A 14,300-nucleotide genomic window follows, 5' to 3' on the forward strand; every position below is an offset into this window, starting at 1 on the left:
CATCTTCGCAGGGGCACACGATGAAACTGGCGATCCTCTCGCGCGCCCCGCAGGCGTACTCCACCCAACGACTCCGCACGGCCGCCCAGCAGCGCGGTCACGAGGTCAAGGTGCTCGACACCCTGCGCTTCGCGATCGACCTCTCGGGGCCCGAGCCCGACCTGCAGTACCGGGGTCGTCGGCTCTCCGACTACGACGCCGTGCTGCCCCGCATCGGCAACTCGGTCACGTACTTCGGCACCGCCGTGGTACGCCAGTTCGAGCAGATGGACGTCTACACGCCGAACACCGCGAACGGCATCACGAACTCGCGCGACAAGCTGCGGGCGAACCAGATCCTCTCGCGCCACAACATCGGCATGCCGGCGACGGCGTTCGTGCGCAACCGCGCCGACGTGCGTCCCGCGATCGAACGCGTCGGTGGAGCGCCGGTCGTCATCAAGCTGCTCGAGGGCACGCAGGGCATCGGCGTCATCCTCGCGCCCGAGGTGAAGGTCGCCGAGGCGATCATCGAGACGCTGCACTCGACGAAGCAGAACGTCTTGATCCAGCGCTTCATCAAGGAGAGCAGGGGCCGCGACATCCGTGCCCTCGTCGTCGGCGACCGCGTCGTCGCGGCGATGCGTCGCAGCGCGAGCGGCGACGAGTTCCGTTCGAACGTGCACCGCGGCGGCACCGTCGAGGCGGTCGAGCTGACGCCCGAGTACGAGCAGGCGGCCGTGCGCTCGGCGCAGATCATGGGCCTCCGGGTCGCGGGCGTCGACATGCTCGAGGGCGACGACGGCCCGCTCGTGATGGAGGTCAACTCCTCGCCGGGGCTCGAGGGCATCGAGACGGCCACGAAGCTCGACGTCGCCGGCGCCATCATCGACCACATCGCGAACCAGGTCGCCTTCCCCGAGATCGACGTGCGCCAGCGGCTCACCGTCTCGACGGGCTACGGCGTGGCCGAGCTCATGGTGCACGGCGGCGCCGACCTCGTCGGCACCACGCTCGGTGAATCGGGGCTCTGGGAGCGCGACATCACGGTGCTGACGCTGCACCGCGGCACGACCGTCATCCCGAATCCGCGCAAGGGCGTCGTGCTCGAGGGCGAAGACCGCCTGCTCTGCTTCGGCAAGCTGGAGGAGATGCGCTCGATGATCCCCGAGCGTCGTCGTCGCCGCTCCAAGGTGCGCAAGCTCCCGAAGCAGCCGATCCCCGAGGAGTGAGCCGCGCTCTGCCCGGCGTCGGTCAGCCGCGGCTCTGCAGGGCGGCCCGCACGATCGCGAGGGCCTGCTCCGCGTCGAGGCCGAGCTGCGCGATGCGATCGGCATAGGCGGATGCCGCGAGCTGCGCCTGCTGCTCGGTCGGATCCCCGGTCGCCGAGATGAACGAGCCGTTGCGACCGCGCGTCTCGATGACGCCGTCGCGCTCGAGCTCGCGGTAGGCGCGGGCGACCGTGTTCGCTGCGAGGCCGAGCTCGGTGGCGAGCGTGCGCACGGGCGGCAGCCGGGTGCCGGCGACGAGGGTGCCGCCGCGGACGCCGTCGATGACCGCCCGCCGCAGTTGCTCGTAGGGCGGAACGGAGGATTCGGGATCGAGTTCGAGCAGCATCATGCGCCCCGTGCCGCGGCGCTCTCGGCCACGGTCGGGGCGGCCGCCTCCGGAGAGCCGTACGCGGGCGGCTCCGTCTCGGAGTACTGCACGGGCCAGAGCCGCTTGAGGTAGTAGCGGGCCGGCTTCACCGCGATCGAGATCGCGACGACCACGATGCCGGCGAGGATGAGCACGTTCATCGCCACGTTCATGACGATCAAGCCGAGGTCGCCGCTCGCCGCGACCCAGCCGAGTCCGGTCGTGGTCGAGGTGATCAGGGCGAGTGCGCCGAACATGAGCGGAACCGAGACGAGATCGCGCAGCGTCTGCGCGCGAAGCGCATCATCCCATCGGAGCAGTTGCTCGCTCACCGCGGGTTGGGGCCGAGCGACGAGCGCCGACGACACCCACCCCACGACGACGAGCACCGCGATCGCTCCCAGGGCCGACGCGCCGACGAGCACCCGCGACCCGACCGGCACCGGCACCGGCACCGGCAGCAGAACGGTGCCGAGCGCGAGAACCGAGCTCACGGCCACGAGGACACGGGCTCCGACGCGCTCGATCGGCGCGACGTAGTCGCTCGCGACCGGGCGGGGGAGACGCGCGAGTCGCGGTCCGTTGCGTCGCACCTCGGGCGGGGCGGGCAGGATCGAGATGGCCGTGCCGATGCCGCGCCCGGTGAGCAGCAGGCACGCGAGCGCCAGCCCGGCGAACGGTGCGACGCCCGTGCCCCAGTCGTCGTGGGTCGTCAGTGCACCGCTCACGACCACGAGGGCGCTCGCCACGGCACCGACCATGGAACCGAGTGCACCCCAGCGGGCGCGCGATCGGAGCCGCTCGCGGATCGTCTGCTCGAGCTCGACGTCGCCGTCGAGCGGAAGCCCGACGGCGCGGGCGAACCGTCCGACCGCCGACGGCCGCGACATCCACGCGGGGGAGACAGCGATGAGGACGGCGAACGCAGTGAGCAGGCCGAGCAGGAACCATTCGGGCCATTCGAGGGACATGCCAAGAATGTATTACTACAAAGTCATGGCGTCAAGCGCCCGCGGCGCGTCGTGGTCAGTCCCGGTTGCGGTTCACGAGGCGCGACAGCACGATCGCGCTGCGGGTGTGGTCGACGTTCGGGGCGATGCGCACGCGCTCGAGCGCGTCTTCGAGCGAGGCGATGTCGCGGGCCCGCATGTGCACGATCGCGTCGGCGCTGCCGGTCACGGTGCCCGCGTAGACGACCTCGGGCACACCCTGCAGGATGCGCTGGAGCTCGTCGGGCGCCACGGTGCCGCGGCAGAAGAGCTCGACGTAGGCCTCGGTGGACATGCCGTCGACGGTCGGGTCGACCTGGATGGTGAACGAGCGGATGACCCCGTCGGCCACGAGCCGGTCGACGCGTCGCTTGACGGCCGAGGCGGAGAGGCCGACCGACGATCCGATGTCGCCGTACCCAGCCCGGGAGTTCTGCCGGAGCAGATCGAGGATGGCGCGATCGAGGTTGTCCATTCTCGGATTGTATGTCGATCCTTTGCGTTCTCGCATGACATGGCGCACATTTCCTGCGCCCCGCGCGGATTCCCGCCCTAGGCTGGCGGGATGCCTCTCGATTCCCCCGTACGTCTGGCCGTGCAGGTGCAGCCGCAGCACGCCGAATATCCCGCCATCCGCGACACCGTCCTGCGACTCGAGGAGCTCGGCGTCGACGTGGTCTTCAACTGGGATCACTTCTTCCCGCTCACGGGCGACCCTGACGGGCTGCACTTCGAGGCGTGGACCATGCTCGGCGCCTGGGCCGAGCAGACCGAGCGGATCGAGTTCGGCACGCTCGTGAACTGCAACTCGTACCGCGGCGCCGACCTGCAGGCCGACATGGCCCGCACCCTCGACCACATCAGCGCGAAGGGCGGCACCGGCCGGTTCATCTTCGGCACCGGGTCGGGCTGGTTCGAGCGCGACTACGACGAGTACGGCTACGACTTCGGTACGCGGGGCTCGCGACTGAACGCGCTCGCCGGCGCCCTGCCGCGCATCGAGGCCCGCTGGGCGAAGCTGAACCCGCCGCCGACCCGGCGGATCCCCGTGATGATCGGCGGCAAGGGCGAGCAGAAGACGCTGCGCATCGTCGCCCGGCACGCCGACATCTGGCACTCCTTCGTCGCGCCCGACGAGCTGCGGCACAAGCTCGACGTGCTCGCCCGCTGGGGCGACGAGGTCGGGCGGGACGTCTCGGAGATCACGGTCTCCAACGAGCTCGACCGGGCCGGCCACGACGTCGAGCACGCGGAGGCGCTCTTCGCCGGCGGCGTGCGCCTCTTCACGATCGGCATCGGCGGTCCGGCCTACGACCTGGACCCGGTGCGTCGCTGGCTCGCCTGGCGGGACGCGAAGAACGGCTAGCGCGGGCCCGGGTTCTCGTCGAGCGGCAGGGTCGCGGGCTCCGTGCGGGGCACGAGCACGCTGAGCGACCCATCGGGTCGCCATGTCACGCCCACGGTCGCCTCGGGCGAGCCCTCGACGCTCATGCCGGCCTGCAGGCCCTCCGCTGGGAAACGGCCCCCCTCGGTGCAGCTGATCGTGCCGGCCTCCAGCACGGGGAGGACGACGTACACGCAGTACTCATCGCCGTCGTGAACCGCGTAGATCGAGGTGCCGTCGCCGCGGATCGCGAGGAGTCGGGAGTCGGCGCCCGCTCCTCCGACATCGGGCATCCACGACGCCTCGGGTGCATCGGCGGCCGTCGCCGGCCGGTCGAACACCTCGGTTGCGGGGGAGTCGGCCGCGGGCGGCAGTGCCGCCAGGTACTCGGCCTGCGTCCGCGGGCCGGGGAACGCCGAGCCGGCAGCGGAAGCGAGTTCGGCCCGTTGCTCGGCCTCGCGAGCGCCGAGCTGCCAACCGGCGAGCACGCCGATGACGAGGGCCGCGGTCGCGGCGATGATCACGCGCCGCAGGCGGCGTCGCGGATCGGCGGCGGCGACCGGGTCGTCCGTGTGCGGGGCCGGGGCGGAGTCGGCATCGGCCGCCTCGACGTCGGCCGTCTCGGCCGTCGTGCCTGCCTCGTCGGTGCGCTCCTCCGCCGCCGCCAGCGCAGCTCGCAGCTCGAGCAACTCGCGAGCGGATTGCTCGCGCTCCTCGTCGCTCGCGCCGGATCCGTACACGATCCGTTCGAGGTCGGCGACGCGATCGGCGGTCATTTCGCGCTCCCCTCGTCATCATCCGCGACGGCGGGCTCGGCGAGCCGGTAGCCCGCCGGAGTCAGCTCCACCGTGCCGTCGGGTCGCCACCGCACGGTCGTCGCCGTCGTCTCGCTCATGACCGCCGTGCGGAGCCCCTCGCTGTTGACGATGCCGTAGGTGGAACAGGCCGGTGCACCGTCGGCGGCGGAGTAGCTCGCGATCAGGCAGACGTCGCCGTCTCGGAGCGCCCCGAAGACCACGAGTCCGTCGGGCAGGCTGAGCAGTCGGCGCGCGCTCGACAGGTCGATGCCGTACGTCCGCTGCCAGGCGGGATCCAGGACGTCGGACTCGACCGGCGGACGGGAGAGCACACCCGGCAACGAGGTCTCGGCGAGCTGCACGGTGGTGGCTGAAGCGGTCGGCACGGCGGCCAGGACATCGGGAGCCGCCGTCGACACCCCGTCTGCATACGGTGTCACCGAACGGCCGCCGAGTTGCCACCCGACGCCCAGGCCGAGCGCGAGCGCGACGGTGCCGGCCGCGATCGCCCAGCGGATGCCGCGGGCGTCCGTCGGCGCAGGCGCGGGCGCCGCGAAGGCCGTCGACGAGTCCGGCCCGTCATCGGGGTGGTCGTCGTGCGTCTGCCCGGCCGTGCGGCCGGCGACGGCCGCGAGTTCGGCGCGCGCCGCTGCGGCGTCCGCCTCCGCGCGCTGCAGGGTCTCGAGCTCGGCGGCGGCCGTATTCCGCTCCGACTCCGAGGCGTCGGCGCCGAACGCGATGCGCTGAAGTCGTGTGATGCGCGCGGCAGTCTCGGCAGCATCGGTCGCCGCTCGGGAATCGGGTCCGGGGGAGTTCGCGCCGGCACGGTCATTCACGTCAGCCATGCCGGTCTCCGTCGCTCCGCCCCGGCTCGGGTGCATCGGGTCGCACGAATCCGGGTCGATTTCAGCATGCCTCAGGGACGCGCCGACGGCAACCGGACGGGCGAACGCGCCAGACGCGCCATCCGCTCGCTCGTTCACGCACGGATGCCGCGCGACGGCGCTGAACGAGCACGAAAATTGCGCAGCACGCCACCAACCGCGCTGCAATTGCCCGCACACTTGAAACAGGCGAACCCGACGGCGGCGAACCCGAACGCCGCCGCCGGACTCGCGAACAGCGGGTCGGTGCGCCGACGATGCACGGAGCGGATGCCGCAGGCCCCCAAGCGGCATCCGCTCCCCTCTCGAAGGAGCGAGATGTCGACGATGATCGCAACCGACGGCCACCCCGGCGAATACCCCGCCGAGCAGGCGGCCGTGCGCCCCGAGCGCCGCCCCACCGCTCGCAGCGTGCTCATGTGCCGCCCCGAGTACTTCACCGTCGTCTACCGCATCAACCCGTGGATGAATCCGGCCGAGCCGACCGACACGGCCCTCGCGCTCGCGCAGTGGCAAGTGCTCCACGACACCTTCGTCGGCCTCGGCTACGAGGTGCAGCTCATCGATCCGATCGAAGGCCTCCCCGACATGGTCTACGCCGCGAACGGCGGCTTCGTGATCGATGGCGTCGCCTACGGCGCGAAGTTCACCTACCCCGAGCGACAGCCCGAGGGGCCGGCGTACATGGAGTGGTTCCGCGGTGCGGGCCTCGACGTGCGCGAGCCGGTGGAGGTCAACGAGGGCGAAGGCGACTTCCTGCTCGTCGGCGACGCGATCCTCGCGGGCACGGGGTTCCGCAGCGACTCGCGCTCGCACGAGGAGCTCGCCGCGGTCTTCGGGCGCGAGGTCGTGACCCTGCGACTCGTGAACCCGAGCTTCTACCACCTCGACACGGCGGTCGCGGTGCTCGACCCGACCCCGGGCCAGGAGCACATCGCCTACCTGCCGAGCGCGTTCGACGAGGCATCCGTCGCAGTGCTGCGGGCGCGCTTCCCCGACGCCATCATCGTGAACGAGACGGATGCCGCGGTGCTCGGCCTCAACTCGTTCAGCGACGGCTACCACGTGGTCATCGCCTCGCGCGCGACGGACTTCGAACGACAACTGCGCGAACACGGATACCACCCGATCGGCGTCGACCTCTCGGAGCTGCTGCTCGGCGGGGGCGGCGTCAAATGCTGCACCCTGGAGCTGCGCCGATGACCCTGAACCCACCCGCCGCGACCACGGACCGTACCGCCGATGCGATCCTGCTCGAAGACGAGCACGCCGCGCACAACTACCACCCGCTGCCGGTCGTCGTCGCCTCGGGCGAGGGCGCCTGGGTGACGGATGTCGAGGGGCGCCGGTACCTCGACTGCCTCGCCGCGTACTCCGCGGTGAACTTCGGCCACGGCAACCCGCGCCTCGTCGAGGCCGCGCGCGAGCAGCTCGGCCGCATCACGCTCACGAGCCGCGCGTTCCACAACGATCGGCTCGGCCCGTTCGTCACCGAGCTCGCCGCGCTCTGCGGTAAAGACATGGTGCTGCCGATGAACACTGGCGCCGAGGCCGTCGAGTCGGGCATCAAGGTCGCGCGCGCGTGGGGCTACCGGGTGAAGGGCGTACCCGCCGATTCCGCGAACATCGTCGTGATGGCCGGCAACTTCCACGGCCGCACGACGACGATCATCTCGTTCAGCGACGACCCCGACGCCCGCGACGACTTCGGGCCGTACACGCCGGGCTTCCGCACGGTGCCCTACGGCGACGCGGCTGCCGTCGCCGCCGCGATCGACGATCGCACGGTCGCCGTGCTCGTCGAGCCGATCCAGGGCGAGGCCGGCATCGTCGTGCCGCCGGCCGAGTTCCTGCCGTCGCTCCGCGCGCTCTGCACCGAGCGGCAGGTGCTGCTCATCGCCGACGAGATCCAGTCGGGGCTCGGCCGCGTGGGGGCCACGTTCGCGTGCGACCTCGTCGGCGTCGTCCCCGACCTCTACCTGCTCGGCAAGGCGCTCGGCGGCGGCATCGTGCCGGTCTCCGCGGTCGTCGGCGACCGGGACGTGCTCGGGGTGCTCCGCCCCGGCGAGCACGGATCCACCTTCGGCGGCAATCCGCTCGCGGCCTCCGTGGGCCTCGAGGTGGTGCGCATGCTCGCGAGCGGTCGGCCGCAGGAGCGGGCACGCGTGCTCGGCGCCCACTTGCAGTCGCGACTCGGCTCACTCGTCGGGCACGGTGTGGTGGAGGTGCGCGGCGCGGGCCTCTGGGCCGGCATCGACATCGATCCCGAGCTCGCGACCGGCCGCGAGGCCTGCGAGGTGCTCATGCGCCTCGGGGTGCTCGCGAAGGACACGCACGGCTCGACCATCCGCCTGGCGCCGCCGATCGTGGTCGAGCAGGCCGATCTCGACTGGGCGGTCGACCAGCTCGCCGCAGTACTCGAGGAGCTCGCCGCACGCTCGTGAACGATTTCGCAGTCCGGCCCGTGCGATGGGAGTGTTGGTTTCGAGCCGATCGTCCGCGCATCGCGGAATCGGCGATCGACCGGTTTCGGAGGTGCGCTCATCACTCGCTTGCGACTCGTGCGACATGGCCAGACGGACTGGAACGCCCAGGGCCTCATCCAGGGCCGACAGGACATCCCGCTCAACGACGTCGGGCGGGAGCAGGCCCTGGCGGCGGCGGGCCGGCTCGACGGGCTTCGGTACTCGGCCGTCGTGAGCAGCCCGTTGGCCCGAGCCGCTGAGACCGCGCGGATCATCGCCGCCGAGCTCGGCCTCGCGAGTGTCGAGCTCGAGGGGGGCCTCGTCGAGCAGGAGCTCGGTGCGGCGGAGGGCACGCCCTGGGCGGAGCTCGAGGAGGCCTTTCCGGGCGGCGTGATTCCCGGCATCGAGCCGCACGCACGACTGGTCGAACGTGCCGTAGCCGCGCTGGCGCGCATCGCGAGCATCCACGAAGGCGGGAACGTGGTCGTCGTGAGCCATGGCGCCCTGATCAACGCGATCACCGCCCACGCTGTTCGGCATCGGGATCAGCGCCCGGGCCCCGTGGCCAACGGGTCCATCAGCGAACTCGAGGTGCTCGACGGCCGACTCGAACTCGCGCCCGCGTTGATCGCCGAATCGAACTGAGCCGAGCGATCCGCAGCGACGGAACCCCGTCGCGACCGATCAGCGACCGGTGACGCGGATCGACCCGTTCGAGGTCGCGAGGTCGAGTGCGAACTCGCCGTCGGAGTCCTCGTCGATGTCGACGTCGACCGAGCCGTTCGACGTGTCGGTCGTGACCCGGTACCCGACCTCGTCGGTCGGCACCGCGAGGTCGATCCCGCCGTTCGAGGTGCGTGCGTCGACGTCTTGCGCTGCCGACAGGCGCAGCTCGATCGCGCCGTTGGAGGTCGTCGCCCGCACGCCCGTGCCGGCGAGACCGCGCCCCTCGATGCGCCCGTTGCTCGTCTCGGCTTCGATCGCGCCGGTGACGTCGTCGAGTTCGATCCTGCCGTTGTTCGTCGAGACGTCGACCTCGGCCACCTTGGTGAGCTCGATGGCGCCGTTCGAGGTGGCACCGCGCACGTCGACGCCGGGCGGCAGCTCGATCGTGTAGTCGACCGTGCAGCGATTGCCGCACCCGCTCAGCACGAGCACGCCGTCGTCGACCTCGAACGTCGACCCGACCTCGCGGTCGCCGTGGTACGAGACCGTTCGCGACACCTCGACCTCGGTGGCATCCTCATCGCCGCGCACCGTCACGCTGCCGGCGGGCTCGTCGATCTCGATCGTGTGCACCTGATCGTCGAGCGTCGACTCGTCGCTGAACCGCTCGGGTGGGGTGAGCAGGCCGCATCCGCTCAGGAGCAGGAGCAGGAGCGCCGTTGCTGCGACGGCTCCCGTGGCGATCGTGCGTGATGTGCGAATCATGATTCCCCCTCGGGCGACCCTCTCGCCCGTCACCGACCCTAACGAGGTCGGCGCCGCGCCCGCACGGGGGCAAGCCCCCGGGTGCGGCGCGCCTTCGCCCTACTTCGCGAGGAACGCGAGCAGCGCCCGGTTGACCTCCTCGCCGTGGGTCCACAGCAGGCCGTGCGGTGCCCCCTCGATCTCGACGTACTCGGCGGCGGGGAGGCGCTTCGTGAACTCCCTCCCGGTCGCGTCGATCGGCAGGATGCGGTCGGCGGTGCCGTGCAGGATGAGCGCGGGCACGTCGATCTTCTCGATGTCGGCGCGGAAGTCGGTGAGCCATGTCTCGACCACGGCCGACGAGGCGAACCACGACGAGCCGGCCGCGACGTTCCAGCTGCCGCGGACCGCCCCCTCGCTGATGCGCGAGCCGAGCGTCTCGTCGAGGTTGTAGAAGTTCTGGAAGAAGTCGTCGAACCACTGGTAGCGGTCGCCCGTGGCCGCCTGCTCGATGCCGTCGAAGACCTCGCGCGGCACGCCCGTCGGGTTGTCGTCGGTCTGCAGCAGGAAGGGCTCGAGCGAGGCGAGGAACGCGGCCTTCGCGATGCGCGCGCTGCCGTAGGTGCCGAGGTAGCGGCCCAGCTCGCCGGTGCCCATCGAGAACCCGACGAGCACGACCTCGCTGAGCTCGAGGGTCTCGAGCACCGTGTTCAGGTCGGCGGCGAAGGTGTCGTAGTCGTACCCGGTCGTGGGTTGGCTCGACTGACCGAATCCACGGCGGTCGTACGTGATGACGCGGTACCCGGCGTCGAGCAGTGCTCGCGACTGCTTCTCCCATGAGTGCCCGTCGAGCGGGTAGCCGTGGATCAGCACGACCGGCTGCCCCGAGCCGTGGTCTTCGTAGAAGAGCTCGATGGGCGTCGAGTTCTCGGCTCCGACGGTGATGTAGGCCATGGTTCCTCCGATGCGGCTGACGGATGTCGCGGTGCGCCCGTGTGCCCAGTCCACCACCGCAGCTCGGGCCGCCGCAAGGCGCTCCGGTAGGGTTAACCTCCATGGGCAGTGTCACCGAGCCGGTCTCGGAGCCGAGTGAAATCAAGCGCGACCGCGGATTCTTCGGTCAGCCGCGATCGCTCGCGAACATCTTCGGCGTCGAGATGTGGGAGCGGTTCAGCTTCTACGGCATGCAGGGCATCCTGCTCATCTACCTGTACTACACGGTCGCCGAGGGCGGCCTCGGCATGGAGGAGACTGCGGCGGCCGGCATCGTCGGCGCGTACGGCGGCGGGGTGTACCTCTCCACGATCCTCGGTGCGTGGCTCGCCGACCGCGTGCTCGGCAGCGAGAAGGTGCTCTTCTTCAGCGCCATCGTCATCATGGCCGGTCACATCGCGCTCGCGCTCCTCCCCGGCTTCTTCGGCGTCGGGGTCGGCCTGATCCTCGTTGCGTTCGGCTCCGGCGGGCTCAAGGCGAATGCGACGAGCGTCGTCGGCACGCTCTACTCGGAGCACGACCCGCGCCGGGACGCCGGGTTCTCGATCTTCTACCTCGGCATCAACCTCGGCGCCTTCTTCGGCCCGATCCTCACGGGACTGCTCGCGTCGACGCTCGGCTTCCACTGGGGCTTCGGCCTCGCCGCCGTCGGCATGGCGATCGGCCTGATCCAGTACTCGTTCGGTCGCAAGCGACTGCCGGCCGAGGCATCCGTCGTGCCGAACCCGCTGCCGCGTGACCGGCTCGGCCTCGTGATCGGCATCGCAGCGGCGGCCATCGTCGCCGTCGTCGTGCTCGTCCTGACCGGCCTCATCACCGCGACGAACCTCGTCACCTGGGTCATCGCCTCGGTGATCGTGGCCGCGGTCGCGTACTTCGCGGTGATCCTCTCGAGCAAGCGCATCACGACCGTCGAGCGCAGCCGGGTGTTCGGCTTCATGCCGCTGTTCGTCGCGAGCGTCGCCTTCTGGTCGCTCTACCAGCAGCAGTTCACGGTGCTCACGATCTACTCCGACAAGCAGTTGAACCGCGACCTCTTCGGCTGGGAGATGCCCGTCTCGTGGGTGCAGTCGATCAACCCGATCTTCATCATCATCCTGTCGGGCGTGTTCGCGGCGATCTGGACCAAGCTCGGCGACCGGCAGCCGTCGACGCCGATCAAGTTCGCGCTCGGCACGGCGATCATGGGTGTGGCGTTCCTGCTGTTCATCCCGTTCGCCGGCGGTGCGGCGAACTCGACGCCGCTGCTCGCGATCATCGGCATCCTGTTCGTGTTCACGGTGGCCGAGCTGCTGCTGTCGCCGGTCGGACTCTCGGTGACGACGAAGCTCGCGCCGAAGGTGTTCCACACGCAGATGGTGGCGCTCTTCTTCCTGTCGGTGTCGCTCGGCACGGCGATCTCGGGCCAGCTCGCGACGTTCTACTCGGCCGACACCGAGGTGGTCTACTTCGGCGTGCTCGGCGGCATCGCGATCGTGCTCGGCATCGCCCTCGCGGTCGGCAGCCGCGGCGTGCTGAAGCTCATGGCCGGCGTGCGCTGACGCGGGCCCGCCCCGACGCCAGCGTCGGGCCGCTGGCACGAGCGCGATGCTCGAGGCGACTACGATTCGAGTGATGACCCGAGCCCTGGTGGTGATTCCCACCTACAACGAGCGCGAGAACATCGCTGCGATCGTGGCGCGCGTGCGCGCCGCCGTGCCCGCGGCATCCGTGCTCGTCGTCGACGACTCCTCTCCCGACGGCACCGGCGTGATCGCCGACGAGATCGCGGCGGCGGATGCCTCGGTGCAGGTGCTGCACCGCACTGAGAAGAACGGCCTCGGCGCCGCCTACCTCGACGCGTTCGCGTGGGCGCTCGCCGAGGGGTTCGACCCGATCGTGCAGATGGACGCCGACGGCTCGCACCAGCCCGAACAGCTCACACGGTTGCTCGACGCGCTCACCGCCGAGCCGCCGGTCGACCTCGTCATCGGGTCGCGCTGGATCGACGGCGGCTCGATCGAGAACTGGCCGCGCCGTCGTCAGTGGCTCTCGCGCGGCGGCAGCGCCTACGCGCGCTGGGTGCTGCGGCTGCCCACCCGTGATGCGACGGCGGGGTACCGGGCCTTCCGGGCCGATGCCCTGCGACGCATCCGGCTCGACGACGTGCACACGCGCGGCTACGGATTCCAGGTCGACATGCTCTGGCACGCGCGTGAGGCCGGCCTCGTGGTGGTCGAGGTGCCCGTCACCTTCGTCGAACGCGAGCGCGGTCGATCGAAGATGAGCGCCGGCATCGTGGTCGAAGCGATGATGCGCGTGACCGGCTGGGGGATCCGCAGCAGGATCGGTCGCGGGCTGCCTCAGCCCGCGAGCAGCAACGGCTCGGAGACCAAGCGCTCCCGAGCCTGACGGCGGGCGCCGGCGACGGCCGCGACGCCTCAACCGGACGATCCGTCGGGTACCGACGACGAACGGTCGGGCGCCGGCGCGGTCGTTCCGAGAGGGTGGAGATCCACCTGAAGGAGCGACATGTCCACGAATACCGCGAGCACCAGTGCCATCTCGCTCTCACCCGCCGACGCGGCACCGGGCGCGGATGCCCCGGCCCCCGGCAGGGCCGCATGGGCCGGCGTCGTCTCGCTCGGCCTCGGCATCTTCACGCTCGTGGCGAGCGAGTTCCTTCCGGCGAGCCTGCTCTCGCCGATCGCGGCCGACCTCGGCATCACCGAGGGTGTCGCCGGACAGCTCGTGACCGCCACGAGCATCGTCGGCATCGTCGGAGGCCCGCTGGTCGTGTCGGCACTGCCGCGGGTCGATCGCCGCACGGTCATGGTGGGCCTCACCACGCTCGCCGTCGTCTCGAACGTGCTCGTCGCAATCGCTCCGGTGTTCGGGCTCATGATGGCCTCACGCCTGCTGCTGGGCCTCGCGATCTCGGGATTCTGGGCCATGTCCCTCGCTGTGACCTCGCAGCTCGTGCCGGCCGATCGGCTGGGGCGCGCGATGACGATCGTGAACACCGGGCTGTCGCTCGCGACGATCGCCGCGGTTCCCGCGGGCGCCGTCCTCGGCGACCTCCTCGGCTGGCGCACGGTGTTCCTCGGCGCCGCAGCGGTGGGCGTCATCGCCCTCACGGTGCAGATGGTGACGCTGCCGTCAGTGCCGCCGACGGGGGCGCCCGGCTTCGGCACCCTCGTGCGGACGGCCGCGCGGCCCGTCGTCGCGCTCGGGATCCTCTCGGTCGTGCTCATCGCCGGGGGCCACTTCGCCGGCTTCACCTACCTGCGCCCCGCCTTCGAGTCGATCGGCGCGGTCACGCCGGGGACGCTCGCACTGCTGCTGGCCGTCTTCGGGCTCGCCTCGTTCGTCGGAAACCTGGCGGCCGGCCCGCTGGCCGATCGGCGACTGGGGGTGCTCCTCGTCGCGGCGCCGACCGCAATGGGTGCCTCGATGGTGCTGTACGCGCTGTGGGGAGCGAACCCGGTGGTCGCGGTCGTCGTGGTGAGCGTGTGGGGTGCCGGGTTCGGTGCGGTTCCGACGATGATCCAGACCTGGATGGCGCGCGTCGCCCCCGATCGGCTCGAGAGCGCGGGCGGACTCATCGTGGCCGCCTTCCAGACCGCGATCACGATCGGTGCGGCCGTCGGCGGGCTGCTCGTGGATTCGGTCGGCGTGCAGGTCGCCTTCCTCGGCGGCGGGATCTCCGCCGTGCTCGGCGGCATGGTGCTCGCTACGGCGCGGCGGCGGTGAGGGGAGCCCGCGGATGCCGCAGGCGACCG

General features: G+C 70.9%; 15 protein-coding genes. 8 read left to right on the forward strand and 7 right to left on the reverse strand.

Translation table 11 applies throughout. The features are described 5' to 3' along the window. Positions 1 to 20: 20 nt before the first annotated feature. Entirely contained in the window at positions 21 to 1,211 is a 1,191-nt protein-coding gene (rimK, locus tag ACFCVM_RS12245) for a 30S ribosomal protein S6--L-glutamate ligase (protein WP_056006453.1), read from the forward strand. Between the two features lie 22 nt (positions 1,212 to 1,233). Here rimK and ACFCVM_RS12250 read toward each other — a convergent pair whose 3' ends face one another. The 3 genes from ACFCVM_RS12250 to ACFCVM_RS12260 are packed head-to-tail and all read right to left on the reverse strand — an operon-like array spanning position 1,234 to position 3,081. Continuing rightward, on the reverse strand, positions 1,234 to 1,596 hold the full coding sequence (locus tag ACFCVM_RS12250) for a GntR family transcriptional regulator (protein ID WP_375836460.1): 363 nt from the start codon (positions 1,594 to 1,596) through the stop codon (positions 1,234 to 1,236). Further along, positions 1,596 to 2,588, reverse strand: a complete 993-nt coding sequence (locus ACFCVM_RS12255; protein ID WP_375836461.1) for a hypothetical protein — start codon at positions 2,586 to 2,588, stop codon at positions 1,596 to 1,598. Before ACFCVM_RS12255 ends, ACFCVM_RS12250 begins: the two co-directional genes overlap by 1 nt. Positions 2,589 to 2,643: 55 nt before the next feature. Further along, the gene (locus ACFCVM_RS12260) at positions 2,644 to 3,081 is read right to left on the reverse strand and encodes an Lrp/AsnC family transcriptional regulator (protein ID WP_056655238.1); all 438 of its coding nucleotides are present in this window, start codon (positions 3,079 to 3,081) and stop codon (positions 2,644 to 2,646) included. A 90-nt stretch (positions 3,082 to 3,171) separates the two neighbouring features. Between ACFCVM_RS12260 and ACFCVM_RS12265 the strand changes: the two genes are divergently transcribed. Beyond that, on the forward strand, positions 3,172 to 3,972 hold the full coding sequence (locus tag ACFCVM_RS12265; RefSeq protein ID WP_375836462.1) for an LLM class F420-dependent oxidoreductase: 801 nt from the start codon (positions 3,172 to 3,174) through the stop codon (positions 3,970 to 3,972). Here the strand turns inward: ACFCVM_RS12265 and ACFCVM_RS12270 are convergent. Together ACFCVM_RS12270 and ACFCVM_RS12275 are read right to left on the reverse strand one after the other, a co-directional pair. Next, positions 3,969 to 4,766: a hypothetical protein gene (locus ACFCVM_RS12270; RefSeq protein ID WP_375836463.1), complete on the reverse strand. Its 798-nt coding sequence runs from the start codon at positions 4,764 to 4,766 to the stop codon at positions 3,969 to 3,971. The two genes, ACFCVM_RS12265 and ACFCVM_RS12270, sit on opposite strands and share 4 nt — an antisense overlap. Beyond that, positions 4,763 to 5,632, reverse strand: a complete 870-nt coding sequence (locus ACFCVM_RS12275) for a hypothetical protein (protein ID WP_375836464.1) — start codon at positions 5,630 to 5,632, stop codon at positions 4,763 to 4,765. The genes ACFCVM_RS12270 and ACFCVM_RS12275 overlap by 4 nt, the downstream gene beginning before the upstream one ends. Before the next feature lie 456 nt (positions 5,633 to 6,088). Here ACFCVM_RS12275 and ddaH point away from each other — a divergent pair, with 456 nt between their 5' ends. The 3 genes from ddaH (at position 6,089) to ACFCVM_RS12290 (ending at position 8,781) form a co-directional block, all read left to right on the forward strand. Beyond that, entirely contained in the window at positions 6,089 to 6,874 is a 786-nt protein-coding gene (gene ddaH / locus ACFCVM_RS12280; RefSeq protein ID WP_375836714.1) for a dimethylargininase, read from the forward strand. Next, positions 6,871 to 8,115 carry an ornithine--oxo-acid transaminase gene (rocD, locus tag ACFCVM_RS12285; protein WP_375836465.1) on the forward strand — a complete coding sequence of 415 codons (1,245 nt, stop codon included), beginning with the start codon at positions 6,871 to 6,873 and terminating at the stop codon, positions 8,113 to 8,115. Before ddaH ends, rocD begins: the two co-directional genes overlap by 4 nt. Before the next feature lie 117 nt (positions 8,116 to 8,232). Next, positions 8,233 to 8,781: a histidine phosphatase family protein gene (locus tag ACFCVM_RS12290; RefSeq protein WP_375836466.1), complete on the forward strand. Its 549-nt coding sequence runs from the start codon at positions 8,233 to 8,235 to the stop codon at positions 8,779 to 8,781. A 39-nt stretch (positions 8,782 to 8,820) separates the two neighbouring features. On the opposite strand, the gene ACFCVM_RS12295 is transcribed toward ACFCVM_RS12290, so the two are convergent. Both ACFCVM_RS12295 and ACFCVM_RS12300 read right to left on the reverse strand, forming a co-directional pair. Further along, on the reverse strand, positions 8,821 to 9,567 hold the full coding sequence (locus ACFCVM_RS12295) for a DUF4097 domain-containing protein (RefSeq protein ID WP_375836468.1): 747 nt from the start codon (positions 9,565 to 9,567) through the stop codon (positions 8,821 to 8,823). 99 nt (positions 9,568 to 9,666) lie between these two features. After that, positions 9,667 to 10,500 carry an alpha/beta fold hydrolase gene (locus ACFCVM_RS12300; protein ID WP_375836469.1) on the reverse strand — a complete coding sequence of 278 codons (834 nt, stop codon included), beginning with the start codon at positions 10,498 to 10,500 and terminating at the stop codon, positions 9,667 to 9,669. Between the two features lie 101 nt (positions 10,501 to 10,601). On the opposite strand from ACFCVM_RS12300, the gene ACFCVM_RS12305 reads away from it, so the two are divergent. The 3 genes from ACFCVM_RS12305 to ACFCVM_RS12315 all read left to right on the forward strand — a co-directional run bounded on the left by ACFCVM_RS12305 (position 10,602) and on the right by ACFCVM_RS12315 (position 14,271). After that, the gene (locus ACFCVM_RS12305) at positions 10,602 to 12,080 is read left to right on the forward strand and encodes a peptide MFS transporter (RefSeq protein ID WP_375836470.1); all 1,479 of its coding nucleotides are present in this window, start codon (positions 10,602 to 10,604) and stop codon (positions 12,078 to 12,080) included. Between the two features lie 73 nt (positions 12,081 to 12,153). Beyond that, positions 12,154 to 12,930, forward strand: coding sequence for a glycosyltransferase (locus ACFCVM_RS12310; RefSeq protein ID WP_375836471.1), 777 nt, complete (start codon positions 12,154 to 12,156; stop codon positions 12,928 to 12,930). A 120-nt stretch (positions 12,931 to 13,050) separates the two neighbouring features. Next, positions 13,051 to 14,271: an MFS transporter gene (locus ACFCVM_RS12315; protein WP_375836472.1), complete on the forward strand. Its 1,221-nt coding sequence runs from the start codon at positions 13,051 to 13,053 to the stop codon at positions 14,269 to 14,271. The last annotated feature ends 29 nt before the right edge of the window (positions 14,272 to 14,300 follow it).

Source organism: Agromyces sp. NPDC056389 (assembly GCF_042262385.1).
GTDB lineage: Bacteria > Actinomycetota > Actinomycetes > Actinomycetales > Microbacteriaceae > Agromyces.

Excerpts from the sequence above, each read along its gene's own strand:
- ACFCVM_RS12310 (WP_375836471.1), top strand. The coding sequence starts at position 12,154 with ATGACCCGAGCCCTGGTGGTGATTCCCACCTACAACGAGCGCGAGAAC.
- ACFCVM_RS12315 (WP_375836472.1), top strand. The coding sequence starts at position 13,051 with ATGTCCACGAATACCGCGAGCACCAGTGCCATCTCGCTCTCACCCGCC.
- rocD (WP_375836465.1), top strand. The coding sequence starts at position 6,871 with ATGACCCTGAACCCACCCGCCGCGACCACGGACCGTACCGCCGATGCG.
- ACFCVM_RS12265 (WP_375836462.1), top strand. The coding sequence starts at position 3,172 with ATGCCTCTCGATTCCCCCGTACGTCTGGCCGTGCAGGTGCAGCCGCAG.
- ACFCVM_RS12295 (WP_375836468.1), bottom strand. The coding sequence starts at position 9,567 with ATGATTCGCACATCACGCACGATCGCCACGGGAGCCGTCGCAGCAACG.
- ACFCVM_RS12305 (WP_375836470.1), top strand. The coding sequence starts at position 10,602 with ATGGGCAGTGTCACCGAGCCGGTCTCGGAGCCGAGTGAAATCAAGCGC.
- rimK (WP_056006453.1), top strand. The coding sequence starts at position 21 with ATGAAACTGGCGATCCTCTCGCGCGCCCCGCAGGCGTACTCCACCCAA.
- ACFCVM_RS12250 (WP_375836460.1), bottom strand. The coding sequence starts at position 1,596 with ATGCTGCTCGAACTCGATCCCGAATCCTCCGTTCCGCCCTACGAGCAA.
- ACFCVM_RS12300 (WP_375836469.1), bottom strand. The coding sequence starts at position 10,500 with ATGGCCTACATCACCGTCGGAGCCGAGAACTCGACGCCCATCGAGCTC.
- ddaH (WP_375836714.1), top strand. The coding sequence starts at position 6,089 with ATGTGCCGCCCCGAGTACTTCACCGTCGTCTACCGCATCAACCCGTGG.
- ACFCVM_RS12260 (WP_056655238.1), bottom strand. The coding sequence starts at position 3,081 with ATGGACAACCTCGATCGCGCCATCCTCGATCTGCTCCGGCAGAACTCC.
- ACFCVM_RS12270 (WP_375836463.1), bottom strand. The coding sequence starts at position 4,766 with ATGACCGCCGATCGCGTCGCCGACCTCGAACGGATCGTGTACGGATCC.
- ACFCVM_RS12275 (WP_375836464.1), bottom strand. The coding sequence starts at position 5,632 with ATGGCTGACGTGAATGACCGTGCCGGCGCGAACTCCCCCGGACCCGAT.
- ACFCVM_RS12255 (WP_375836461.1), bottom strand. The coding sequence starts at position 2,588 with ATGTCCCTCGAATGGCCCGAATGGTTCCTGCTCGGCCTGCTCACTGCG.